General features: G+C 39.8%; 19 protein-coding genes and 1 pseudogene. 9 read left to right on the top strand and 11 right to left on the bottom strand.

What is annotated here, in order from left to right; genetic code table 11:
* Window positions 1–101: 101 nt before the first annotated feature.
* The 3 genes from ACL9RF_RS11845 to ACL9RF_RS11835 all read right to left on the bottom strand — a co-directional run bounded on the left by ACL9RF_RS11845 (window position 102) and on the right by ACL9RF_RS11835 (window position 2,983).
* Window positions 102–1,301: a pyridoxal phosphate-dependent aminotransferase gene (locus tag ACL9RF_RS11845; RefSeq protein ID WP_422800848.1), complete on the bottom strand. Its 1,200-nt coding sequence runs from the start codon at window positions 1,299–1,301 to the stop codon at window positions 102–104.
* Between the two features lie 181 nt (window positions 1,302–1,482).
* Window positions 1,483–1,857 carry a DUF1573 domain-containing protein gene (locus tag ACL9RF_RS11840; RefSeq protein WP_422800847.1) on the bottom strand — a complete coding sequence of 125 codons (375 nt, stop codon included), beginning with the start codon at window positions 1,855–1,857 and terminating at the stop codon, window positions 1,483–1,485.
* Between the two features lie 160 nt (window positions 1,858–2,017).
* On the bottom strand, window positions 2,018–2,983 hold the full coding sequence (locus tag ACL9RF_RS11835; protein WP_422800846.1) for a KpsF/GutQ family sugar-phosphate isomerase: 966 nt from the start codon (window positions 2,981–2,983) through the stop codon (window positions 2,018–2,020).
* A 94-nt stretch (window positions 2,984–3,077) separates the two neighbouring features.
* Between ACL9RF_RS11835 and recQ the strand changes: the two genes are divergently transcribed.
* Together recQ and kdsA are read left to right on the top strand one after the other, a co-directional pair.
* Window positions 3,078–5,267: a DNA helicase RecQ gene (gene recQ, locus ACL9RF_RS11830; RefSeq protein WP_422800845.1), complete on the top strand. Its 2,190-nt coding sequence runs from the start codon at window positions 3,078–3,080 to the stop codon at window positions 5,265–5,267.
* 6 nt (window positions 5,268–5,273) lie between these two features.
* Window positions 5,274–6,089: a 3-deoxy-8-phosphooctulonate synthase gene (kdsA, locus tag ACL9RF_RS11825; protein WP_422800844.1), complete on the top strand. Its 816-nt coding sequence runs from the start codon at window positions 5,274–5,276 to the stop codon at window positions 6,087–6,089.
* 524 nt (window positions 6,090–6,613) lie between these two features.
* Here kdsA and purH read toward each other — a convergent pair.
* From purH to ACL9RF_RS11795, 6 genes are all read right to left on the bottom strand, one after another.
* Complete coding sequence (purH, locus tag ACL9RF_RS11820) at window positions 6,614–8,140, bottom strand: bifunctional phosphoribosylaminoimidazolecarboxamide formyltransferase/IMP cyclohydrolase (protein WP_422800843.1); 1,527 nt, start codon at window positions 8,138–8,140, stop codon at window positions 6,614–6,616.
* Between the two features lie 218 nt (window positions 8,141–8,358).
* Window positions 8,359–8,934: a phosphoribosylglycinamide formyltransferase gene (purN, locus tag ACL9RF_RS11815; protein ID WP_422800842.1), complete on the bottom strand. Its 576-nt coding sequence runs from the start codon at window positions 8,932–8,934 to the stop codon at window positions 8,359–8,361.
* Window positions 8,935–9,013: 79 nt separating this feature from the next.
* The gene (locus tag ACL9RF_RS11810; protein ID WP_422800841.1) at window positions 9,014–10,450 is read right to left on the bottom strand and encodes a serine hydrolase domain-containing protein; all 1,437 of its coding nucleotides are present in this window, start codon (window positions 10,448–10,450) and stop codon (window positions 9,014–9,016) included.
* Between the two features lie 25 nt (window positions 10,451–10,475).
* Complete coding sequence (locus ACL9RF_RS11805) at window positions 10,476–11,213, bottom strand: LytR/AlgR family response regulator transcription factor (RefSeq protein ID WP_422800840.1); 738 nt, start codon at window positions 11,211–11,213, stop codon at window positions 10,476–10,478.
* Complete coding sequence (locus ACL9RF_RS11800) at window positions 11,206–12,258, bottom strand: sensor histidine kinase (RefSeq protein WP_422800839.1); 1,053 nt, start codon at window positions 12,256–12,258, stop codon at window positions 11,206–11,208. Before ACL9RF_RS11800 ends, ACL9RF_RS11805 begins: the two co-directional genes overlap by 8 nt.
* Before the next feature lie 4 nt (window positions 12,259–12,262).
* Window positions 12,263–13,141, bottom strand: coding sequence for a LiaF transmembrane domain-containing protein (locus ACL9RF_RS11795; RefSeq protein WP_422800838.1), 879 nt, complete (start codon window positions 13,139–13,141; stop codon window positions 12,263–12,265).
* A 250-nt stretch (window positions 13,142–13,391) separates the two neighbouring features.
* Here ACL9RF_RS11795 and ACL9RF_RS11790 point away from each other — a divergent pair, with 250 nt between their 5' ends.
* From ACL9RF_RS11790 to ACL9RF_RS11765, 6 genes are all read left to right on the top strand, one after another.
* Window positions 13,392–13,730 (top strand): DUF3276 family protein, encoded by a 339-nt coding sequence (locus tag ACL9RF_RS11790; protein WP_422800837.1) that lies wholly within the window; start codon window positions 13,392–13,394, stop codon window positions 13,728–13,730.
* A gap of 199 nt (window positions 13,731–13,929) precedes the next feature.
* Window positions 13,930–16,077 carry a DPP IV N-terminal domain-containing protein gene (locus tag ACL9RF_RS11785; RefSeq protein ID WP_422800836.1) on the top strand — a complete coding sequence of 716 codons (2,148 nt, stop codon included), beginning with the start codon at window positions 13,930–13,932 and terminating at the stop codon, window positions 16,075–16,077.
* Between the two features lie 212 nt (window positions 16,078–16,289).
* On the top strand, window positions 16,290–17,081 hold the full coding sequence (locus ACL9RF_RS11780) for a hypothetical protein (protein WP_422800835.1): 792 nt from the start codon (window positions 16,290–16,292) through the stop codon (window positions 17,079–17,081).
* 8 nt (window positions 17,082–17,089) lie between these two features.
* A complete protein-coding gene (locus tag ACL9RF_RS11775) occupies window positions 17,090–18,253 on the top strand; it encodes a 1-deoxy-D-xylulose-5-phosphate reductoisomerase (RefSeq protein WP_422800834.1) in 1,164 nt (387 codons plus the stop codon).
* A 10-nt stretch (window positions 18,254–18,263) separates the two neighbouring features.
* Window positions 18,264–19,568, top strand: a complete 1,305-nt coding sequence (gene rseP, locus ACL9RF_RS11770; RefSeq protein WP_422800833.1) for an RIP metalloprotease RseP — start codon at window positions 18,264–18,266, stop codon at window positions 19,566–19,568.
* Between the two features lie 48 nt (window positions 19,569–19,616).
* The gene (locus ACL9RF_RS11765) at window positions 19,617–20,624 is read left to right on the top strand and encodes an acyltransferase family protein (RefSeq protein ID WP_422800832.1); all 1,008 of its coding nucleotides are present in this window, start codon (window positions 19,617–19,619) and stop codon (window positions 20,622–20,624) included.
* Between the two features lie 244 nt (window positions 20,625–20,868).
* Here ACL9RF_RS11765 and ACL9RF_RS11760 read toward each other — a convergent pair whose 3' ends face one another.
* Window positions 20,869–22,341 carry a glycoside hydrolase family 30 protein gene (locus ACL9RF_RS11760; protein WP_422800831.1) on the bottom strand — a complete coding sequence of 491 codons (1,473 nt, stop codon included), beginning with the start codon at window positions 22,339–22,341 and terminating at the stop codon, window positions 20,869–20,871.
* Window positions 22,342–22,977: 636 nt separating this feature from the next.
* Here ACL9RF_RS11760 and ACL9RF_RS11755 point away from each other — a divergent pair.
* Window positions 22,978–23,061 (top strand): annotated as a pseudogene (locus tag ACL9RF_RS11755) (hypothetical protein); the annotation flags it as partial.
* A 43-nt stretch (window positions 23,062–23,104) separates the two neighbouring features.
* Here ACL9RF_RS11755 and ACL9RF_RS11750 read toward each other — a convergent pair.
* Entirely contained in the window at window positions 23,105–24,058 is a 954-nt protein-coding gene (locus ACL9RF_RS11750; protein WP_422800830.1) for an acetyl-CoA carboxylase carboxyltransferase subunit alpha, read from the bottom strand.
* Between the last annotated feature and the right edge of the window lie 24 nt (window positions 24,059–24,082).

Here is a 24,082-nt window from a genome sequence, read left to right as displayed (position 1 = left end):
GTACAGATTTCTGCCACAGACAAATCCTTTTAAATGTACGATTGAGGTTGATGTGCATGTATATAATAATAAACCCGAAGTATGTAGCTTCGGGTTTAAGGCTATGCTGTTCTTCCAGGATATTCCTGAAGACCCTTTTCTAAACACGCTAATGCATGTGTTAAGTCTGTTTGATTAAGCACATAGGCCATTCTAACCTCCTGGGTTCCAAAACCTGGGGTGCTGTAAAATCCGGTCGCCGGTGCCATCATCACTGTTTCGTTGTTATAGTCGAATTCCTCCAACATCCATTGGCAAAATTTATCTGCGTTGTCGATTGGTAATCTGGCAACGACATAAAACGCACCTCCAGGATTCGGACAGTAAACACCTTCAATTTTATTTAAGCCCGCTACCAAGGTATCGCGCCGTGCTGTATACTCCTTGGAGACAGCCTGAAAATACGAGTCTGGGGTATCTACAGCAGCCTCCGCAGCAATCTGCCCTTCGAGGGAGGGGCTTAACCGCGCCTGCGCAAATTTTAGTGTGGTTTGGTACAGCGCCTTATTTTTCGTAATTATACAGCCGATACGTGCGCCACAGGCCGAGTAACGTTTCGACACGGTATCCAACACCACTACATGGTCTTCTAAACCTTCCAAGTGCATGGGGGATATAAACTCGCGACCATCGTAACAAAACTCGCGGTAAGCCTCATCAGACAGCAGGTACAGGTCGTATTTTAGACATAAGTCGCGAAGGGCTTCCATCTCCTGTCGGGAGTACAGGTAGCCTGTAGGGTTATTAGGGTTACATATAGCAATTGCTCTAGTTTTGTCGGTAATAACCTTTTCAAAATCTGCAATTGCAGGTAGCGCAAACCCCGTGTCGATGGTAGACATAATAGGTTTTACCACAACCCCTGCCGTACAGGCAAAGCCATTATAGTTGGCATAAAAAGGCTCCGGAATAATAATCTCCTCGCCAGCATTTAAACAAGCTTGCAAGGCTATAGTAATGGCTTCAGAACCTCCGTTTGTAACCAAAATATCGGTCCCTTCAATAGCATAGTTGAGTTTATTGTAATACTGTGCCAGTTTATTTCTATACGATTCCAAACCCTCCGATGGTGTGTAGGCCCAAACTTTGAATTCTATACCCTTTAAGGCATTTAACATTCCTACCGGACTTTCAATATCAGGTTGCCCTATATTGAGATGATATATCTTTTTACCGTCTTTTTTGGCTTGATCCGCAAATGGCGTTAGTTTTCTGATCGGAGAAGCTGGCATATCAATGCCTCTTTGCGATATTTTTGGCATAATTAAAGCATTATATTTCTAATGGAGAACAAAGATATTAAAAATTAAAAATGAAAAATGAAAAAGCAAAAATTAAAAAATTAAAAACTATACAGTTTAACCGGAAAAAATAACATGCACCAAAAAGGGGCTTCTTATAGAAAGATAGCCCCGTGGTGAAAAAAAATATTTTCTTAAGTCCTTACTCTACGTTCCCTTTTACGGTAAGAATTTTTACCGGTGTTTTGGTATTAGATTTTACGGTAAATGTTTTGGTAAAAGGCCCACTCGTTGCAGCATTGTAGGTAACTTTAATAATGCCGGAATCACCTGGTTTAACCGGGGTTTTGGAAAAATCCGCTACAGAACAACCGCAAGTCGGTGCTACATCCGAAATTATTATCGGGGCATCACCGGTATTATTAAATTTAAACTCGAAAGATGCCGGTTTATTTAATGGGATCGTACCAAAGTCGTGTGTTTCTTTCTCAAATTTAAATTCTCCTGCCGCCATTGTCATGGCTGTTAAGGATACAAAAACTAAGAATACAGTTACTATAGATAAAAGCTTTTTCATAAGATGCTAAATTATAATTTATTTAAAACAATTGATGTACCAAAAATATATTCTTTACGTATATCTACTACATAGGTAGACAATAACCACAATATTTTTACAATTAAAGTATGAATTGTGCGCCATATCATAACTTATGACTTCCCTTAGGGAGCATAGTTTAAATAATCCCTTCTCGCAAGAGGTCTTGTATATGTACTACACCTATGTATGCCATACCTTGGGTAACGAGTAATTGAGATACATTGGTTTCCCGCATTTTTTGTAAGGCATTTACGGCCAGCGCCGATCCTTCGATTAGTTTAGGATCGCTATGCATAATATCACGGGCGCGTAGGGTAGAGATGTCCCGATGGTTTTCCAGCATCCGACGGATATCGCCATCCGTTATTATGCCTTTAATACGCTGGTCTTCCAGTACAGCAGTGGCGCCCAAGCGCGATTGTGTAATGGCGATAATAACCTGAGGTATAGTGGCATCCGGATGTACTTCGGGTTTATTGTTGGCATCGGATAAATCGGAAACACGCAGGTAAAGCTGTTTTCCTAAGGCCCCTCCCGGGTGGTATCTCGCGAAATCACGATCCGTAAAATCGCGTGCCGTTTGCAGGCATACGGCCAGCGCATCGCCCATAGCAAGCTGTGCCGTGGTACTGGTTGTCGGAGCCAAGTTATTCGGGCAGGCCTCCCGGCTTACCGTGCTGTCCAGTATAAAATCCGCTTTTTGTGCTAGGTAGGAATCTAAATTGCCTACGATAGCAACAAGCTTATTATTAGTTTGCTTTAAAAATGGTATTAACACTTTAATTTCAGGGGTATTGCCACTTTTCGATAAGGCAATAATAAGATCTTCATCCTGAATAATGCCCAAATCGCCATGAATAGCATCGGCAGCATGCATAAAGATGGATGGTGTACCCGTAGAGTTTAAGGTGGCCACAATTTTCTGTGCGATAATAGCGCTCTTCCCAATACCCGTAACCACAACACGGCCTTTAAGCTCGAGGATAAGTTTAACTACGCTACTAAAATTGTCGTCTATTTTATCCGCTAAACCCATTAGAGCCTTAGCTTCAAGCTGTAAAACCTCCATGGCTTCTTTTTTTATTTCTAAATTGTTTTTCACGGAAAATCTCCCTATTTTTATGTAAATTTTTACAAAAATAAGTTATTTAAATGTTAGTTAAGTCAAGTGTCTACCTAATTTTATACTTGCGCTGATGGAAATAGAGAAATCGCTGTATGATAATCTGCAAGAATTCTTCGGATTTGATACATTCAAAGGGGATCAAGAGGCAATCATTACCAATATTCTTAATAAAAAAGATACGTTTGTGATTATGCCCACTGGCGGCGGTAAGTCCATCTGTTATCAACTCCCAGCGTTGATGAGCGTAGGTACTGCTGTGGTTATTTCGCCGTTAATAGCGTTGATGAAAAACCAGGTAGATCAATTGCGCGCTTTTGGCGGCAATGAGAGTATTGCTCATTTTTTAAACTCCTCCTTGACGAAGGCTGATGTAGCCAAAGTTAAAGACGATGTTTCCAATGGTCGCACCAAGCTTTTGTATGTTGCCCCAGAGTCTTTATCTAAGGAAGAAAATATTCATTTCTTACGCAGTATACAAGTATCCTTTGTGGCGGTAGATGAGGCGCATTGTATTTCGGAATGGGGCCACGACTTCAGACCAGAGTACCGTAAAATACGTACCATTATTAACGGTATAGGGCCAAATATTCCGATCATTGCTTTGACAGCAACGGCTACTCCAAAAGTGCAGTCGGATATCCGGAAGAATTTGCAGATGAACGATGCGGCACTTTTTAAATCGTCTTTTAATCGGTCGAATTTATATTACGAGATACGGACCAAGAAAAATGTCGTTAAAGAAATCGTAAAGTTTATAAAAAATAATACCGGTAAATCGGGTATTATCTACTGTTTAAGCCGTAAAAAGGTAGAAGAGATCGCCGAGGTATTAAACATAAACGGTATTAAAGCTTTACCCTATCATGCGGGTCTTGATGCGAAAACACGTGCCGATACACAGGATAAGTTCTTGATGGAAGATGTGGAGGTTATTGTGGCCACCATCGCCTTTGGCATGGGTATCGATAAGCCTGATGTGCGTTATGTTATACACCACGATATTCCAAAATCTATGGAGGGCTATTACCAGGAAACTGGGCGCGCGGGTAGAGATGGCGGTGAAGGGGTATGTGTGGCTTTCTATTCCAAGAAAGACGTAGAAAAACTTACTAAATTTATGAAAGATAAACCTGTTTCTGAAAGGGAAATAGGTACGCAGATATTAAAAGAAGTTATCGATTATTCGGAGTCTTCGGTATGTCGTAGAAAACAAATTTTACATTATTTTGGTGAAAAATTTGACGAGACTGGCTGCAATAGCATGTGCGATAACTGTAGAACAACAAAGACTTATTTCGATGCAGAAGCGGATTTATTGAAGTTATTGTCGTTTATACAGGAGGAAGGTAACCGGTTTGATGATAAACATATTATAAATGTGTTTTTAGGACAAAACAATCAGCCTATATCGTCTTATAAACACGATGAACATGCGCTATTTGGCACAGGAAAAGAGCAAGGTGCTAATTACTGGAACTCTTTAATCCGACAGGCTGAATTGGCTGATTTTGTAAAGAAGGATATTGATCATTATGGTTTGTTGGGGTTAACCGAAGGGGGTAAAAAATATATCAACAACCCATATGGCTTGAAGTTTGTGCTAAATCGCCCTATGGAATCGGCGGATGAGGACAGTACCGAAGAACATGGACAGGGCTCCGGTACCTTAGATACCGAATTGCTGCTGATGTTAAAGGAATTACGAAAGCGTATCGCTAAACAAAAGTCGCTGCCACCTTTTGTAATCTTTCAAGATCCTTCTTTAGACGAGATGTGTACACATTATCCGGTAACGATAGACGAGCTAAAACAGATTCATGGTGTAGGTGCGGGCAAAGCGTTGAAATTTGGTGCCCAGTTTGTCGATCTTATTAAAAAGTATGTTGAAGAAAAGGATATTGACAGACCTCTAGACCTTGTGGTGAAGAGTACCGCAAACCGCTCGGCCTTAAAAGTGTCTATTATTCAAAATATAGATCGTAAAATTGGCCTAGATGATATAGCCTCGTCCAAAGGAATATCCTATGAAGATCTATTGAAAGAAGTGGAATCTATTGTATATTCAGGAACGAAGTTAAACATAGGTTACTTTGTAGACGAGATGATCGATCAGGACCGTCAAGATGAGGTGTACGATTATTTTAAAACTGCAGAAGCGGATTCTATTAAAGCAGCCTTGGCAGCCTTAGGCGAGACGGATTATAGCTATGAAGACATTCAGCTGATGCGTATTAAGTTTATTTCAGAATTAGGAAATTAATTGGAAATGATTGCAAAATATTTACCACAGATAAAAAATGGAACTTCGGATCAGTTCTTCTTAATGGCTGGACCTTGTGCAATAGAGGGGGAGGAAATTGCCCTCCGTATTGCCGAGCGTATTGTTACCATTACAGACAAGCTGAATATCCCTTTTATTTTTAAGGGTTCTTACCGTAAAGCCAACCGCTCTAAAGGAAGCTCTTTTACGGGGATAGGTGATGAGAAGGCACTTAAAATTTTGGAAAAGGTAGCTCAAGAATTTGGCGTACCTACGGTTACAGATATCCATGAAAGCCAAGAAGCAGCAATGGCTGCGGCCTATGTAGATGTATTACAGATACCAGCCTTTTTATGTAGGCAGACTGATTTATTGCTTGCCGCAGCGGAAACGGGAAAGGTCGTAAATGTTAAAAAAGGACAGTTCCTTTCTGCAGAGTCAATGGAATTTGCTGTCGAGAAAATAAAGGATGCAGGCAATACGAAGGTGGTATTAACCGATCGTGGTAATTCTTTTGGCTACCAAGATTTAATTGTAGATTTTAGAGGTATTCCAGTGATGCGTTCTTTCCAGGTGCCTACGGTTATGGATTGTACCCATTCGCTGCAACAACCCAACCAGCGTTCTGGCGTTACAGGCGGAAAACCTGAACTTATTGAAACCATTGCAAAAGCTGCTATTGCGGTAGGTTCGGATGGTTTGTTTATTGAAACGCATCCTGATCCGGCGAATGCAAAGTCGGATGGCGCAAATATGTTACATCTGGATTTATTGGAAGGGTTGCTTACGAAATTAACACGCGTGCGTGAGGCTATACTGTAGGCAATTTGTAGAACATGATAATTTATAGGGGCAAATTAAACAATTTGCCCTTTTTATTTTATGAAAGCTTACGCTTTTGTTTTACAAACCACCTATACAGGTTGTTGCAAACACCAATACAAAGGCGACAAAGAGCAGTAATAAAAAGGTGGTATATGGCATTCTTCTCATAAACGTTAATTTTTTTTTGTATAGTTTGATGCTTTACCACTTGCAAAATGTATGCCTAAAATCACTTTTATGATAAAAAATATCTACTAATCTTATATATTTTTTAATAAATGTGTGTTTATAGTGTGTTTAAGGTAATATTCTATTAGTTTTTCAATGCAGTTAATTTCATTGAATGGGGTTTATAATTATTAACTTTCTCTGTAATATGAAAATAAAAAAAGCTATTTTGTAAAAAGTAAAAATGAAACAGAAGGCCAGTGAATTTATTTTTAACTAGCAATTATTACATAAAAAAAGGGTGCTTTTTTGAAGCACCCTTTTTTTATGTAATATATAACATTTAGTATGTCTTAATGTTTAAAGTGTCTTACACCCGTCGTAACCATCGCGATACCTTTTTCATTAGCCATATCTATGGAAAGTTGATCTTTAATTGATCCACCAGGTTGTAAAACTGCTGCAATACCTGCTCCAGCCGCAATCTCCACACAGTCTGGGAAAGGGAAGAAGGCATCAGAAGCCATCGCAGAACCATTTAAATCAAAACCAAAGGAATTTGCTTTTTCAATAGCTTGTTTTAAGGCATCAACACGTGAAGTTTGTCCGACACCGGAAGCAATCAAAGTTCCGTTTTTAGCAAAAACTATCGTGTTTGATTTGGTATGTTTAACAATTTTATTCGCAAAATAAAGATCCTCCAACTGCTCTGCAGAAGGCTGTACAGCTGTAACCGCAGTCATTTGTGCCGGACCTTCTACCGTATTATCTTTATCCTGAAGAATTACACCATTTAACAACGTTTTAAATTGTTCGCTAGGAAGTTTCACCTCCTTACGGCGTAGAATAATTCTATTTTTCTTTTCAGTAAGGATAGCAATTGCCTCTTCCGTATAAGCAGGAGCAATTAAAACCTCGAAGAATAATTTATTTATTTCTGCTGCTGTTGCCGCATCAACTTCTCCGTTGGTAATTAACACCCCACCAAAAGCCGAAACGGGGTCACATGCTAAAGCATCAACCCATGCTTGTTGAATGGTGGTGCGGGAAGCAACACCACAGGCATTGGTATGTTTTAAAATAGCAAATGTAGGTGCATCAAACTCGTCGATAATAGCCACGGCAGCATCCACATCCACCAAGTTATTGTAGGATAATTCTTTTCCGTTTAATTTGTCGAACATAGCATTTAGGTCGCCAAAGAAAACACCTTTCTGGTGTGGGTTTTCGCCGTAACGTAAAACCTGCGCATTCTGTTGCGACTGTTTAAATACGGGAAGCGGTTCTTCCTGGTTAAAATAATTGAAGATTGCCGTATCATAATGCGAAGAGGTATTGAAGGCTCTTTTTGCAAAAGATTTACGCTGCTCCAATGTGGTAGCACCCTCTTGAGCAGCTAAAATTTCTTCCAATTCGCTATAATCGTTTTTAGAGGAAATAATAACAACATCATTGAAGTTTTTCGCCGCAGCGCGGATTAATGAAATACCACCGATATCGATTTTTTCGATAATATCTTGCTCTGGAGCTCCAGAAGCTACAGTAGCTTCAAATGGGTACAAATCTACGATTACGAGATCAATTTCTGGAATTTCGTATTGCTCCAATTGTTTTTTGTCGTCTTCAAGCGGACGGCGGGAAAGGATACCACCGAAAACTTTAGGATGTAAGGTTTTAACACGGCCTCCTAAAATCGAAGGGTAGCTTGTCAAATCTTCTACACGTTCAACACCAATACCCAAATCACGGATAAAAGCTTCCGTACCGCCTGTAGAGTAGAAAGTTACGCCGTATTTGTTTAATAGCTGAATGAGTGGGGCTAGGTTGTCTTTGTAGTAAACAGACACCAATGCATTTTTAATCTTAACAGGATGATTCATTAGTTCTTATTTGAAGGTGCAAAGGTAGTAATTTGTATCCACAATTTATAATAGAAAAACCCCGGATTAATCGGCTCTGTTTTTAGTGTAAATACCCGCATTAACAGCCCATAAAAAGCAAATTATGGCTGAAAAAAAATGCGGTTCTAAGATGAACCGCATTTTTGGTGTAGGTAACACCTTATAAGGTATGCGTTTTTAACGCCTATATTTCGATTTTAATTGTACTTCTTCAGGAGGTTTTCTATGACCTTCGGGTAATGCAAGTGTTCCAACTGCTGGCCGTTAAATTTCAGAATTTCTAAGGTGTCTGTAGGCTCCACTTTAAAGCGCCCTTGATAGATCACTTCCCCTTCATCAAAGTGCTCGTTAACGAAATGAATCGTAATACCGTGCTCCTCATCGCCTGCAGCAAGGACTGCTTTATGCACCCGGTCGCCATACATGCCTTTACCGCCATGTTTAGGCAGTAGACTCGGATGTATATTGATGATTTTATTCGGAAATGCTTGCAGCAAATTTTCCGGCACTAGCCATAGAAATCCCGCTAATACGACTAAATCTATTTCCAGGCGTTTCAGTAGATTAACAACCTCATCCGTTTGGTAGAAATCGTGCCGATCAAAAACATGGGAAGGGATTTCAAAATTATCAGCCCTCTGCAGCACATAAGCATCTGGATTATTACTTAGTACTAAGGCGACTTCGGCATCATCAGCGTACTTAAAATGCTCCATTATTTTTTGAGCATTAGACCCTGACCCTGAAGCAAAAATAGCAATGCGTTTTTTCACGTTAATATTTTAGTTTTTCCAAATATAAATAAAATCAAGGAGGATATACTGTAAAACCCGCTATTTCGTAGCGATAATATTACGGTCTACCATTAATTATCCGATATAAAATCTCCATACTTAATTCATCCACAGAAATTCCTGTATTCGATAATACCACAATGGCGGCCTTATCGTCGGGCACTAAACCGATAAAGGATGTACTACCCGCTGTAGCAGCATTATGCCAAAACTGAACCTTATCGTTTACCATAGTCATGTTCCACGCTAACCCAATATCCGTGCTTGGTGGCAGATAAAAGGTAAACTGTTTCGTTAAAGCCATAGCCTGTTGTAAGCTGGTCTCCGGCATCATCAGCTGGTAGCGCAGGAAGGTTAGCATATCTGCAACCGAAGATTTTAAAGCCCCTGTACCTGCCAACGCCATAAAATTCCAAGGCAGGGTTTCGGTACCATCTTCACTATACACTTTGGTAAGTTTTTGCGTTTTAGGGTTTATTTTATCTACCGTATTGCTCATTGCCAAAGGCCCAGTAATAACCTCTTGAATGTTTTGACTAAAAGTTTTTTTCGTGATGATAGCGATAAGCTCGCCTAGTAAACCAAAGCCCAGATCACTGTACGCATACTTTTCGCCCGGTACATCTACCAACTTGATGTTTTTAAGGTTAGCAAATAAGTCCGAACGGTTATAATTCGCGTATGGATCCCGTGCATTGGTTTTTGCTGCATCGAGCAAATTACTCGGTAAACGCGGTAAACCTGAAGTATGGTTCGCCAGTTGCTTAAAAGTAATGTTTTGTAAACTCGGATTGGCTTGCAGCGAATCCGGTAAGAACGTGCCGATTTTATCCTCCAAGGAAATGATATTCTTTTCAACCAGATTTGCCAATAGGGTTGCTGTAAACACTTTTGTTACCGAACCAATTTCATAAATCGTTTGTGCATTTGGTATTGTGTTAGGTTCCCCTTTACTGGTTTCGCCATAAAAGAAGGTGTTAACTTTATTATTATGTAAGATACCAATCGCCAGGGAATGGGTATTTTTCTGCTTAATATAAGATTGCGCTACCGAATCCACAAATTCATCCAGGGCCGTTTGCTTGTTAACGACAGAATTAACCTTTTCTTTGGTTTCCACCGGAATAAGGCTCTCGCTAATATCGATGCTGTTAAAGCGGAACATGCTGTCGACATTTAAGTATAAAGAAACCATCTTTTTACCGCCAATGTTAACATTATACCCCACGGTACCCTTATCAAAACTCAGCGCCGTAGCAGATCTGATGGTGCCATAAGCGTAATAATATTCCAGCAAATTCGCTATTTGCTGCCTATTGTTTGCTGCCCTGAAGGCGTCGGTTCCCAACGCATAGATGGAGTCGGTTTGCTGGGTATTAAAATAGTATTCAATACGGTTATAAACAATACGGTTCTGTTTTTCTGCCGGTGATTGCGCAAAAGAAAACTGCGCTAGGGTAATAAAAAATAAAAGGTATACTGCTTTCTGAATCATGATACAAAGCTACAAATTCAACAGGCTATAATCCAATAGTTTGTTTTAAGCGGGTGTATCCTGATTTACTGATGTTTACCTTGTCGCCATTTAAAAGTATGCCGCGGTAACTTTCCTTTTCCATGGGTTCAATTTTAGCCAATTGGTCCACCTTTACAATATACGAGCGATGGACGCGCACAAACTGCTTGGGATCGAGTTGTTTTTCAAACGAAGCCATTGTTTTATTTTTCAAAAACATTCCTTCTTTGGTGTGTATCTTCACATAGTCGTCGTAGGCTTCCAAGTAAACAATCTGCTGTGTCGGGATAAGTTTTATTTGCGTACCATTTTTTACAACCAAACGTTCTAATAAAGTCTCTTCGGTATCCTCCTGTAATGCCTTTATAGCCAGCTGCGGTTCTTTCTTCTGGTGCAGGCCTTTGAACTTTTGTATGGCCTGTGCAAAGCGTTCGTCGCTAATTGGTTTTAACAAATAGTCGACTGCCGACTTTTCGAAAGCTTTAATGGCAAATTCTTCAAAAGCCGTTGTAAAAATAATATGCGGCAATTCGTCCAATATTTCCAGCATTTCAAAGCCCGTTAGTTTGGGCATCTGCACATCGAGAAACACCAAATCCGGTTTATGCTGCTGTATGGCTTTTGCACCTTCAAAGCCATCGCCACATTCGGCGGCAATTTCAATATCCGGGTATTGCGCGAGGTAGCCAGATACAATCATTCGTGCTAAGGGTTCATCGTCTATAATAACTACTTTAATCATGTTGTGGTATGTTAATAATTGCTGTAAATTGGTTTTCAGTTTTCCGTATGCTCAATAGGTCGGTGCGGCCATAAATTAGAAACAACCTGCGTTGAATACTGGTTAGCCCAAAACCTGTTCCCTTGCTGTTATAAAATTGATCCTGGTCGTATGGATTCGTTATTTCTATAGATAGCATATACTGTTCTAAGCGGATATGTGTTTCGATGGATACATCACCCGTAACATTGTATAAGCCATGTTTAATGGCATTTTCCATTAACGGCTGTACAATCATACCCGGCACTTTTGCCGCTAAAACTTCATCTTTGTAAGTAAAGGCGGTATTTAAACGATGCCCAAAACGTACCTTTTCGATTTCAAGATACAGCTCCAGGTGTTTGATTTCATCGGCCAGCGGAATTAATTGTTTATCGTCCTTGCGTAATGTTCCACGTAGAAAATCCGACAGTTGGAACGTCATTTTTCGTGCTAAATCTGGTTTTACCGTGATCAATGCAATAATAGAGTTTAGGCTATTAAACAAAAAATGCGGTTGTAGCTGCTGTCGTAGATTGTATAATTCGGCGTCGCGGACAAGCTTCTCCGATTCCTCCTTACGCTTTTTATTCTCGGCATATTCTTCTTGTATATTCCAGAAGATGTTAATAATCATAATACACATCAATAATAAGAAGTTGATGATAAAACGATAAGGAAGGCGTTCGTAGAAATGTTTATTCGAGCCTACATCAAATACCATATTCAACGCTACAAAAGATAATACCAAGCTTAAGGCGGTCAATATGGTGCATATAACCGTAATCTTTAAATACTGATTCTTACGGGGGAGGTAAAATTGTAAGGAGCTAAATATAAGGTAGCAGCAGGCAGTGATGGAGATGGAAGCCACAAAGGGTTCTATAGGGTTAACAGTCTGTGGTCTAAATTCCCACCATAAAAAGAAATAGGTAACCAAAAAGTACAATACGAAAATAGTCCATGCCGAGGTATGGATTAATCTGTTTTTAGACCGTATTTTAAATGGATTTGATGTTGTACTCACGGTTTTAACTATTCTTTAAGGTTACACTGCCAAAAATAGAACTTCCTGTAAGATAAAGTTTTTTATGCTCGTCGTAAGGGTGGTTTAACAGCACGCGTCGGTCGTCGTTATCACTTAATATAGACGATACCTGCATGGTAACGCCCCAATGTGGTGGCACAATAATCTTTGTACTACCAAAGAGCTGGAAAATATCGATAACAACGGGTTGTTTTAAATCAGCTTGCAGCAGATTAATTTCCGTGCTGCCAAATACATTGGTCAAGGTACCCCCTAAAAAGTTTCTACTCATGATTATCTTTTTGGCATTACCAAAAATAGCGTCAATCTTCAGGTAGTTTTCTAAAGACTGAAAGTGCGAATTCCCATACCCATTCGTGTAGGAATGCGTATGGGAGGAGGTGTCCTGTTGATAAGCATGCTGCCTTTCAGCAGTACCACTATCGTCGTCCATTACCCTTTTATCCCAATCGAATTCGTCTGTGGGATGTTTTGGCGGCCCATCCGTAGGTGTTGTGGGTATAATAGGCGTTTTGCGGTTACGTTTAATAAGGTAAAAACCCAGGCCTATTGCCAATGCAGGGACTAACACCTTGCCCGCAGAAAAACCTATCCAATCGCGTAACAAAAATACCGATCCTATAGTGATAAGAATTAAGGCCGATTTTTTCTCAAATTTCGAGTTTACACCGATCACCAATCCTATAATTATAAGAATCATCTGCCAACCAAAGATCCAATGCGGAAGGAAGGCATTTAAGCTTAAGTTTTTTAACAATAAAAAACTACCGAACAAAATAATAATAGCACCCACCGTGGTCGATGTTTTATTGTTTCTCGGCGGCATACCGGGCTGTTGTTGATTGGCGTTTCTATTTTCCATTTGCTTCGTATTTGTTAATCCAAAAGTAAGATATCCTAGTGCCTAAAAATATTGCGTTTAGGTATATGAAACTTCTTTTTCGGTAAACAGGGGTAATCTGTCGGTGAAAATACCACAATATGATGAAAACAAAAATCTACTCCTAAAAAAAAAGAATATTTTTTTTAATAAAATTTGGTTGTTTAAAACAAAATATTATATATTTATGACATTAAAAAATAGGAATTAAACTTAAATACTTACTAGACTAATGGGAGATTTTGATAACAAAGAACGTGAAGAAGTATTTTCAAAAAAGGTGAGAGCTGGAAAACGTACTTATTTTTTTGATGTGAAGGCAACACGCTCAAACGATTACTACGTAACCATCACCGAAAGCAAAAAGCGATTTGAAGATGGACAATTTATCAAACATAAGATTTTCTTGTATAAAGAAGATTTTGAAAAATTTGCAGAAGGATTAACTGAAGTGGTTGAGTACATCAAAGGAAACCAGGATGTGGTGGAAAAGAGATATGAGCCTAGTCAAGATGATTCTGCGTACGACAATAATGAAACGTTTGTAGGGAAAGATAATTTCTCTTTTTAACCATTCGTTTTTACACATGAAATATAGAGCCGCTTTTAAAAGTGGCTTTTTTTGTGCTTTCCAGCCTTATATTTTCCGTTTTCCTTATCGCTCTTATCCTGAAAGTAATCGTATAGGGATGTTACAGGATTATCCCTGTAAAGGTTTGCTTGAACGGTATTATATTTCTATTTTCGTAATCTCACAATAACGCATAATTATGATTAAAACTTTTGGTAGTTTTTTGGCTTTAGGCCTATTAATCGCCGGTCAATCGACGCATGGACAAACTAGGGATTTAAGTTTTGAAGAGGCTTGGGGGTATAAAAGCAGTATTACAAAACCTATAAATAATTATCCTGGATGGCTAGATAACCTGCATTACCTCGAAGTGGATGCGAGCGACAAAAACACCTATAAGGTAAACGTGAAAACCGCAAAGCGTGAGCTGTATGTAGCGCCTCAAGTGGAAGATGTACGTGTCTTTGTTCAAGACAATGATATTTATATCAAATATGGTCAGCAAGCTGCTAAGCGGGTCACCCATTCACCAGATCTTGCCGAACAGAACCCAACATTATCACCTGATAAAAAGCATATCGCTTTTACCCGTAAGGGCAATCTGTATAGTGTATCGGTAGATAAAGGTTCCGAAATTCAATATACCAATGATGGTACCGATGTGATTTATAATGGATGGTCGTCTTGGGTATATTATGAGGAAATCTTAGGGCGTTCCACAAATTATAAGGCATTTTGGTGGTCACCAGACAGCAAGCAGCTGGCATTTATGCGTTTTGATGATAGTAAAGTTCCGATGTTTCCGATTTATGTATCTAAAGGACAGAACGGTTATTTAGAAGAAACACGCTATCCAAAGGCTGGAGAGCATAATCCTGAGGTGAAAATTGGTTTTGTTCAGGTTGCCGGATCGCCGGTAGTTTGGGCTGCATTTAATGAAAAAGAGGATCAATATTTCGGCGAACCGTATTGGAGTTTCGACAGTAGGTCTGTGATGGTGCAATGGATGAACCGTGATCAGAATAACCTGAAGTTTTATGCGGTAAATCCCATCTCGGGCATAAAAACAGAAATATACAACGAGGTACAGCCTTCGTGGATAAACTTGGATCACGAGGAGCGCATCACCTATTTAGGAGACAACAAACATTATATCCTAAAGTCGGATAAAACGGGGTGGGCCCATTATTATTTGTACACGTTGGATGGTAAACTCCTGAACCCTATTACTCAGGGAGACTGGCAGGTAACGAATCTGGCACGTATCGACGAGCACAATAAAGTATTGTATTTTATGGCCCGCAAGGAAAACTCGGCAACCAAAGATCTTTACCGGGTAGATTTTTCAGGTAAAAATCTAAAGCGATTAACTTTTGGCCCGTATAACCATGAGGTTAAGGTGTCGCCTGATGGAAAGTACTTTATTACCAACTATTCTAATGTTAATACACCCAATAAGGTCGCTTTAATCGACAATACAGGAAAACGCCTACGAGAGCTCGCCGATAGTAAGGCAGAGCAATATCAAGATTTTAATATGGGGAAATCTGAATTTCTTACTATTAAATCTGATGATGGGAAGTATGATTTACCCGTTATCATTACCTATCCTGTAAATTTTGATCCAGCCAAGGAGTATCCAGTGGTGATGAGTATTTATGGCGGGCCAGATGCAGGTTCGGTATGGAACAAATGGAAGTCCAGTTATGCAAGTCCGTATGGGGGCGTATCCCAGTATTGGGCTAAGGAAGGAATTATCCAGGTAGAGTGCGATCATAGGGCTTCAGGCCATTTTGGTAAACAGGGCGTTGCCTTAATGCACCGTAATTTGGGTCACTGGGAGCTGGTAGATTATACTACAGTAGCCAAATGGTTAAAAGCCAAGCCTTGGGTTTCCAAGCATAAACTATTGATAACAGGGCACAGTTACGGCGGGTATATGACCTGTTTGGCTTTAACTAAAGGGGCCGATACATTTGACTTTGGAATTGCAGGGGCACCGGTAACAAGCTGGGAGCTATATGATACCCACTATACCGAACGCTGGATGGATACGCCGCAGGATAACCCAGAGGGGTATAAAAACGGCTCTATTCTTAGCTATGTAAATCAGTATAAAGGCGGTTTACGTATTATGCATGGTGATCTGGACGATAATGTGCATATGCAAAATACCATCCAATTAATTGATGCCTTGACCGACAGAAATGTACCTTTTGAATTGATGATATATCCGGGCAGCCGTCACGGTTGGAACCGTTCGAAATTGGCTTATGATTTTAGAGAGCGTGCACGCTTTTACTACCAATTTCTTCTAGAAAAACCGTTGCCATCCGATTTTAAATAATAGCCTAACAGAAGTGTCTCCTTTAGGGCACTTCTGTTATTTAAGCTTGTTTTAAACGGTTGTTTGCTTGTTAGTTACTGTGGTTTTTAGCATATGCATTATTGTTCTTCAATAAAGAGTAAGATTTTTAACCTTTTAGCTTAACTAAATTCTCACATTCTCTTTTGCTGTAATCCAAAAAATATATCATCTTTGCACTATTATCAATCTGTATGTTAGAATTTTTAAAGGAGAGTACGTTTAAGGCCAATGATGTATTTGTCCGCGCGCTAAGTATTTTAAAAAAACATTATATTTCCGTAGCAGGGTTATGTTTTTTATTATTCGTAACGAGTAACTTATCGACCATTCTGTCGAGTTACTTAACCGATATTGTAAGCAATGTGGTGCGTATATTTTTGCTATTGGTTTTTATTGTCCTATTTTTTGGTTTACAATTGGTATTAATAAAACGAGGAATGTTATTGGCCAATGGGGTAGAGCATGCCGCCATGCGTACCTACATCCCCTCCGTAAAACAGTTTATAAATTTTATTCTGTTTTTAATCGCCTATTCCATGTTGACGGGGATCGTGTATTTGTTTATTGCCATAATCTGTATGCCATTGCTCTATATGGGTGTCGGTATGCAGACCATTTTATTTATGCTAAACCCTTTATTTACCGGGTTGGTCATGATGCTGATTTTAATACGTATATCCTTCTTCCCATTTTTTATCCTGGAGAGGAACTACAGCTTTGTGCGTGCCGGAAAGATGAGTATTGCGTTTACCCGCGGTAATGTTATAAATCTATTAGTGCTTATGTTTATTTTGGCGTCGGCATATATCCTTCAAATTACCTTTGAGTATTTTGATTATGCTTTATTGGCCAAGATCTCTAGCATTTTGAATACCTTTATTATTATTCCATCCGTAAGTTTGGTGATGGCTGTAGCCTATGTAGATATGATGAAGGAATATAAAGGTAGCGATGACCCTGAATTATTTAAAAATATAATATAGTCCGTATTTTGGAGAGAAAGAATATAGCGATACTGGGTGCAACCGGAAGTATAGGAACGCAGGCGTTGGAGGTTGTAAGATCGTTTCCCGATAGGTTTGTGGTATCGGTTTTAAGTGCAGCAAATAATACTGATCTTTTAATACAGCAAGCTTTAGAGTTTTTGCCCAAACAGGTTGTAATAACAAATACAGCCTTATATTCCAAGGTTAAGGAGGCTTTAGCACATACCAATATTGCTGTCGCTGCTGGAGTGGCAGCCCTGGTCGAGGCAGTGGAACTCCCCGAGATTGATGTGGTTTTAAATGCTATCGTGGGTTCAGCAGGCCTACGCCCTACAGTACGGGCGATAGAAAAGGGTAAAGATATTGCGCTTGCCAATAAAGAAACATTGGTGGTGGCAGGCGAGCTGGTTATGGATCTGGTGGCCCAGCATAAGGTACAAATGCTGCCTGTAGATTCAGAACATTCTGCGATTTTCCAATGCTTAGCAGGCGAACCTAGTCCGATAGAAAAGATTATTCTTACCGCTTCGGGTGGCCCTTTTAGAGGCAAGAAAACGCAGGATTTACGTACGGTAAGTCGAGCGCAAGCTTTAAAGCACCCTAATTGGTCTATGGGCGCTAAAATAACCATCGATTCGGCCTCGTTAATGAATAAGGGTTTAGAGGTTATAGAAGCAAAGTGGTTGTTTAACGTGACTGCTTCGCAAATTGAAGTTGTGGTACATCCACAATCTATTGTGCACTCATTGGTGCAATTTGAGGATGGATCACTAAAGGCACAGCTGGGCTTGCCTGATATGAAACTTCCAATTCAATATGCGTTAACTTTTCCGGAGCGCTTTCCAAATACCTTTAAACGGTTTTCTTTTACCGATTATGCTACATTAACCTTTGAACAACCCGATTTGGAGACCTTTCGGAATTTAAAATTAGCTTATCAAGCTTTGGCCGAGGGCGGAAATCGTACCTGTGTGTTAAATGCTGCAAATGAGGTGGCGGTAGCCGCATTTTTGGACGATAAGGTGTCATTTTTAGGCATGTCGGATATATTAGAAGAGACATTGTGTCAGATTCCAAACCGTAAACAGTTATCTTTGGAAGATTATATTACTTTTGATAAAGAAAGTAGAATGATGGCACAGGATTTAATACATAGATTAAAGAACTAATACATTTTAAATGGGAACACTGGTAATGATTGGACAGGTTATATTAGCCCTGTCGATTTTAATTATATTACACGAATTAGGACATTTTCTTGCTGCCCGGATGTTTGGTATCAAAGTAGAAAAGTTCTATTTGTTTTTTGATGCCTGGGGCGTAAAACTTTTTAAGTTCAATTTTAAGGGCTGTGAGTATGGTATAGGCTGGCTTCCTTTGGGGGGCTATGTGAAAATTGCCGGTATGATTGACGAGTCTATGGATACCGAGCAGATGAAGCAGGAGCCGAAAGACTGGGAGTTTCGATCGAAGCCTGCATGGCAGCGTCTAATCGTTATGTTGGGCGGTATTATCGTGAACGTTATCGTGGGTATTGTTGTATTTTGGATGCTTACTTTCTCGTACGGCGAAGCTGATTTTGACAACAGCAAGTTGTTTGGCATTAAGCCCGGTATTATCGGCGAAAAAATAGGCCTTAAAGAAGGCGACCAGATACTATCGGTAAATGGAAATACGGCGCATTTATTTATGAAAGACCTGATGACATCGGATGTTTTAATGGGTGATGCGGTGCTAAAAATTGATCGTGATGGTCAGGTGTTTGATATCACCTTACCCGCAACCATGTTAAACGACGTTGCAGAATACAAAAAGAATGAATTTGTATCGCCAATATTTAAAATGTTGCCTGTAGATACGGTGTCTAAGGATTCGCGTGCCGAAAAGATGGGACTGCAAAAAGGTGACAGCATTGTCGCTATCAACGGTGTCGCAATAAACCGCCTGGATCGTTTTCAAGAGCAGGTGGCCTTAAATAAGGGTAAGGATATTGTATTGGATTTATTCCGTAACGGTGCGCCTGTGCGTTTAACGGCAGCAGCAGATTCTACCGATAAATTAGGTTTTGGAAATATCCCTATCGTAACCCGCAACTATACATTTGGCGAATCCTTAGGTATTGGTACGGCGAAAGCATTTGGTGTTATTACGGATAATATCAAAGGTTTTGGTAAAATCTTTAAAGGAGAGGTTCGTGCCGATAAAGCCTTATCCGGTCCGGTGGGTATTGCCAAAATGTTTGGCAGTGAAGTAGATTGGCTGCGGTTCTGGACCCTGGTGGGTACGTTATCAATGGCTTTGGCATTTATGAATTTATTGCCGATTCCAGCATTAGATGGAGGGCACGTTATTTTCCTTACCGTAGAGATGATTCAAGGTAAACCATTAAGCGATAAATTCTTGGAAAGAGCTCAGATGGTTGGCTTTTTTATTCTGATAGCGCTGATGTTATTTACCTTCGGAAACGATATATTAAAATGGTAATGTAGTAAATAAGGTGTTTTTTTAAACACCTTATTTTTTTTAGAAAAGATGACCTCCCGAATTCCTGAACTCGATGTTTTACGTTGCATTGGATTATTAGGTATTATCCTGGCACATGTGGATCCTCCACAGCTAATTTTTCAGCTTCGGAACTTTGATGTTCCGTTAATGGTCTTTTTATCGGGTTATTTATTTAGCCATCGGCTGCTGGCTATAAACAGCTTTAAAGCCTTTACCGATTATCTGTTAAAACGTTTTGTACGTTTGGTCGTTCCGGTTTGGATATTTCTAACCCTGTTCTATAGTATACAATATTTTTACCCAGCCATTTTTCCTATAAACTATACCGCTTACCCACAAGTGATGCTGTCGAGTTACCTACTCTGGGAGGGTTTTGGTTATGTATGGGTAATACGTATTTTTCTATTTATGGCTATTTTAGGCCCCATCTTTGCGCGCTATTTTCGCAGTTTTGGCGCTGTTATTGCTTTTTATGCGGTCTATGAGCTGCTCTGTTGGATGCTTCCTCAGGTTTTTACGACTGCGGTATACAGTGGTTGGAATAAAGGACTGCTATATACGCTAGGGTTCTTAATTTTATTTATTTGGGGTTCCTGGTATCCACGTCTTCAGCGGAAGACCCAGCTGTTAGTGGCCGTATTTTCGTTTTTTGTGCTCAGCGCTGGTTTTATCTATACCGTTTTACTCGCCAAAATGCCCTTTGATATAGGGTCGTATAAATATCCGCCACATCTGTATTATATGCATTATGCTATTCTCCTGATTACCTTACTTTTTTCGCTAAAAAAATACCTAGCCCGCCTCTATAATCCATTTGTAGGCTTTATAGGTTCTTCGACGATATGGATTTACCTGTGGCATATTTTGTGGCTGTTGCTATTGCCAAATGAAACCTGGTATTATCGGTTTATGCTGGTTTTTGGTTTAGCCTGTTTCACGACCTACATACAGCAGCAGTTTGTGCTAAGCCTGATTCGGTGGTTTTCCTTACCCAAAAAAGTAAGCGATCAACTGCTTATTATTTTTAATTCCTAACTGTAATTTTTAATGCGGCAGGATTAATTCAGGCCTTTTAAAGCGTAATGTAGACGGATGGAGCCGGTGGGTGGGGCGGGGAGAATAGAAATGTCCATTGCGCTGTATCAATAGCACAATGGACATCCATAAGGTTTAACCAGCTCGTTTTATACTTTGGTATAGCAGCCTGAAAATGCGGCTGTATAGCCTGTAAACTAACGATTTTATAGCCGCTGCTCGGGCTGGTGTTGCGGGTATTATTTTAATTCTTCCATCGAAAAGAAACCACGGCACGTGCAGGCACCTGATAACTTATATAGTTTTTGCTATCGTTTAGTGTAATTTCTTTGGCCTCCGCAGCCTTATTTAATAAGACCAGGGCATATGTACCGTCTGTATTTTTAAAGGCACTATATTCTATATTGGAATCATTACCACCCGTGGCGGCAATACGAGTAGCACCAGGTTTTACGGCAACCGACAGATGGCCGATAACATAATAATGAGAATTTTTGCTAATGGTTTTGTAGTCGGAACGTTGAATGTCTACGGCGCCATAACAGGTTTTGCAACCTCCTTCACGGTATGGGCCTTTATCGGAATCCAACATCAGGTTCCACACAATTACGGCTTTACTCCATCTATTTATGGTACCAATTCCGACCTCCGACATATCCTCTATCAATCTTTTGTTGAGGTTTCTTCCGTCGTTCCACTCGCCAATTGAGGTCTCTGTAAAGATAATCTCTTTGTCTGGTTGCTGGTTATGGATATGCAGTAATTCATTTTTATTGCCGCCATAATTATGGTAGGCCGACCCCGTAATGTAAGACGCCGCAACGGCATCGTTGTAGATGTTTAGCGGATATCCGCGTTGACTTTCGATATTATCATAGTTATAATTGTGGTCAAAAGCGTAAATCTTGGTAGGTAAGTTTGCCGCTTTCAGCTGTGGGCCCAAGGCACCTTTAATAAAATCCAATTGTTCCTGCCAGGACATATATAACGATGCCGAGTTACCACGATTTAAGGGTTCATTCTGTGGCGTTACGGCTGCAATATGTATTCCTTCCTTCTTGAAGGCTTCTAACCATTGTACAAAATACCAGGCATAATCTTGGTAATGTTCCGGATTTAGCTGTCCGCTAGTCCAAGAGTCGAAGGGTTTACGTTCGGTAAGGTTGTTAACCTTCATCCATTTGGGAGGTGTCCACGGCGATCCAATAATTTTAAGGTTTGGATTAATGGCCAGTAACTCTTTGAGTACAGGAATAACATACTGTTTTTCTTCCAACTGTAATCCAAAATTCTCCTTCCCAGGTTTATCCCAGCAAGTATATTCGCTCAAAGAAAAATCAGAACAGCCAATAGCAATACGGATGTAACTCATACCCATACCATCTTTCTCGGAGAATGTTTCACGCAGGAATTTAGTGCGATCTGCCTTTTTCATTTTCATGAGGTTATAGCAGGTAGACCCAGTTATGGCGGCACCAAAACCATCCATAGTTTGGTATGTTGTTTCCGGGTTTAATGTTATGCTAAATGGTGCCGTATCTACTTTCCTCGTGAAATTTAAGGTAGACTTCTGAAAGTCAAGGGATCCATCACCCGTAGTCACATATACAGTTACCTCCCCCTTCGGTTTTAGTGTTTCTGTTTTTTTTGAAAAATTATTAACTGGCAAAGTACTTCCTGCATGTATTAAGCAAGATAAAATAAGGCTTACAATCATATTTTTTTAAGTTTAAGTTTAGGTTTAGTATATAAGTTTAGGTTTTAATGATCCTTTTTATTGCAGGTATATCCGGACCGCTCCCGCGTACACGGCAAAAAGGCATACCTGCAGGAAGCATAGGAAATAGGTGCATAGCTTACGTTGTTTAGGTATTAGTAAAATTATAAATAGGTTTGCAGACTCGATAAAAGACATACAGCGGCCTTTACCTACTATCTGCTGAAATTGTGTTTACCAAAAATAGTATAAATTATTTCTAAAACGAATAAGTGAGGCCTCTTTCATGCCTTTTTTTTAACAAATTGCACCGCCTTTGGTTTTGGGCTAACCTACAGCAAGTGGCAATAATGTCCGGTAGGGGAGAAGGGAATTTGCATGCGGGCAGAAACTATTTAAGCCTGTACCCCACGTACGGAGGAGCAGCGGAGTATACTCTTGTTTAGGCGACCAAAATGCCTTCCTGTATAAGGATATAAAGAAAACATAGACAAACCACAAAAAGTTATCGGATCATAATGTCAACTTCACGGCAAGGGAGATCTTCAAAATATTGGTTTTAAGGAATTATTTGCCCATAGGAAGCAAAGAAAGGAATGGGAATAAAAAGGTACCAGTGGATAACTCGAAAATTATAACAACAAAAGTATAAAACGCTATTTAAACGGAATGAGCTCGATGGAATATCGAGCTCATTACCTGAACAAATCCAAAAAATAAATTTGTCTATATTTTTGGGTGCACTATAAAAAGACACCTTTTTTTACTCGTATACAATCCCCATTTTACTGAACTTATCAATACGTTCGGTAATAAGGGTATCCGAATCTTTTGTTCCTAGTAGGATAAGATCTTCGATAATTTTAGTTTTAACATTTTCTGCTGCCAGCTCTGGATTCTGGTGTGCACCACCCATAGGTTCCGGAATAATGCCATCAATCAGTCCATTCGAAAACATGTCGTTTGCCGTTAATTTTAAGGCATCCGCAGCACGCTCCTTATGATCCCAGCTGCGCCATAAGATGGAAGAACACGACTCTGGCGAAATAACCGAATACCAGGTATTTTCCATCATATATACGCGGTCGCCAACACCAATACCAATAGCACCACCAGACGCACCCTCACCAATTACGATACAGATTACCGGAACTTTAAGCACCGACATTTCCATTAAATTGCGGGCGATAGCTTCCGCCTGTCCTCTTTCCTCCGCCTCAATACCAGGGTAAGCCCCCATGGTATCAATCAACGTTATAATAGGTTTATTGAACTTCTCGGCCATTTTCATTAAGCGTAAAGCTTTACGGTAGCCTTCAGGATTAGCCATACCAAAGTTGCGGAACTGTCTTTCTTTGGTATTTTTACCCTTTTGGTGGCCGATAACCATAACCGAATGGCCTGCAATAGAAGCAAAGCCACCAATAATAGCCTTATCGTCGGCAATATTACGGTCGCCATGAAGCTCTAAGAACTCATCACAGATCATCTCAATATAATCAAAAGTTTGTGGTCTTTCCGGATGTCTGGACATCTGTACCTTTTGCCATCCCGTCATATTTTGATACACCTCAACCTTTGTTTCTTCAAGTTTCTGTTCCAAATCTCTAATGGTAGCACTCATGTCTACCTTAGTTTTTTCAGCTACTTGATTTACTTTTTCTATTTGAGTTTGCAAATCTGCAATGGGCTTTTCAAAATCAAATGTTGTTTCCATATAAAAACGCTTTCATTTCAGAGG

The organism is Sphingobacterium sp. Mn56C, from assembly GCF_049319645.1.
GTDB lineage: Bacteria > Bacteroidota > Bacteroidia > Sphingobacteriales > Sphingobacteriaceae > Sphingobacterium.
The sequence above is the reverse complement of the archived record's forward strand: the minus strand, read 5'-3'. Positions and strand labels throughout refer to the sequence as shown.

What these genes read in the sequence shown, in the direction of transcription:
- ACL9RF_RS11805 (WP_422800840.1), bottom strand. Translation starts at nt 11,213, where the DNA reads ATGATTAAAGTAGTTATTATAGACGATGAACCCTTAGCACGAATGATT.
- ACL9RF_RS11760 (WP_422800831.1), bottom strand. Translation starts at nt 22,341, where the DNA reads ATGATTGTAAGCCTTATTTTATCTTGCTTAATACATGCAGGAAGTACT.
- rseP (WP_422800833.1), top strand. Translation starts at nt 18,264, where the DNA reads ATGGGAACACTGGTAATGATTGGACAGGTTATATTAGCCCTGTCGATT.
- ACL9RF_RS11795 (WP_422800838.1), bottom strand. Translation starts at nt 13,141, where the DNA reads ATGGAAAATAGAAACGCCAATCAACAACAGCCCGGTATGCCGCCGAGA.
- ACL9RF_RS11785 (WP_422800836.1), top strand. Translation starts at nt 13,930, where the DNA reads ATGATTAAAACTTTTGGTAGTTTTTTGGCTTTAGGCCTATTAATCGCC.
- kdsA (WP_422800844.1), top strand. Translation starts at nt 5,274, where the DNA reads ATGATTGCAAAATATTTACCACAGATAAAAAATGGAACTTCGGATCAG.
- ACL9RF_RS11790 (WP_422800837.1), top strand. Translation starts at nt 13,392, where the DNA reads ATGGGAGATTTTGATAACAAAGAACGTGAAGAAGTATTTTCAAAAAAG.
- ACL9RF_RS11765 (WP_422800832.1), top strand. Translation starts at nt 19,617, where the DNA reads ATGACCTCCCGAATTCCTGAACTCGATGTTTTACGTTGCATTGGATTA.
- ACL9RF_RS11750 (WP_422800830.1), bottom strand. Translation starts at nt 24,058, where the DNA reads ATGGAAACAACATTTGATTTTGAAAAGCCCATTGCAGATTTGCAAACT.
- recQ (WP_422800845.1), top strand. Translation starts at nt 3,078, where the DNA reads ATGGAAATAGAGAAATCGCTGTATGATAATCTGCAAGAATTCTTCGGA.
- ACL9RF_RS11840 (WP_422800847.1), bottom strand. Translation starts at nt 1,857, where the DNA reads ATGAAAAAGCTTTTATCTATAGTAACTGTATTCTTAGTTTTTGTATCC.
- ACL9RF_RS11810 (WP_422800841.1), bottom strand. Translation starts at nt 10,450, where the DNA reads ATGATTCAGAAAGCAGTATACCTTTTATTTTTTATTACCCTAGCGCAG.
- ACL9RF_RS11780 (WP_422800835.1), top strand. Translation starts at nt 16,290, where the DNA reads ATGTTAGAATTTTTAAAGGAGAGTACGTTTAAGGCCAATGATGTATTT.
- ACL9RF_RS11845 (WP_422800848.1), bottom strand. Translation starts at nt 1,301, where the DNA reads ATGCCAAAAATATCGCAAAGAGGCATTGATATGCCAGCTTCTCCGATC.
- purH (WP_422800843.1), bottom strand. Translation starts at nt 8,140, where the DNA reads ATGAATCATCCTGTTAAGATTAAAAATGCATTGGTGTCTGTTTACTAC.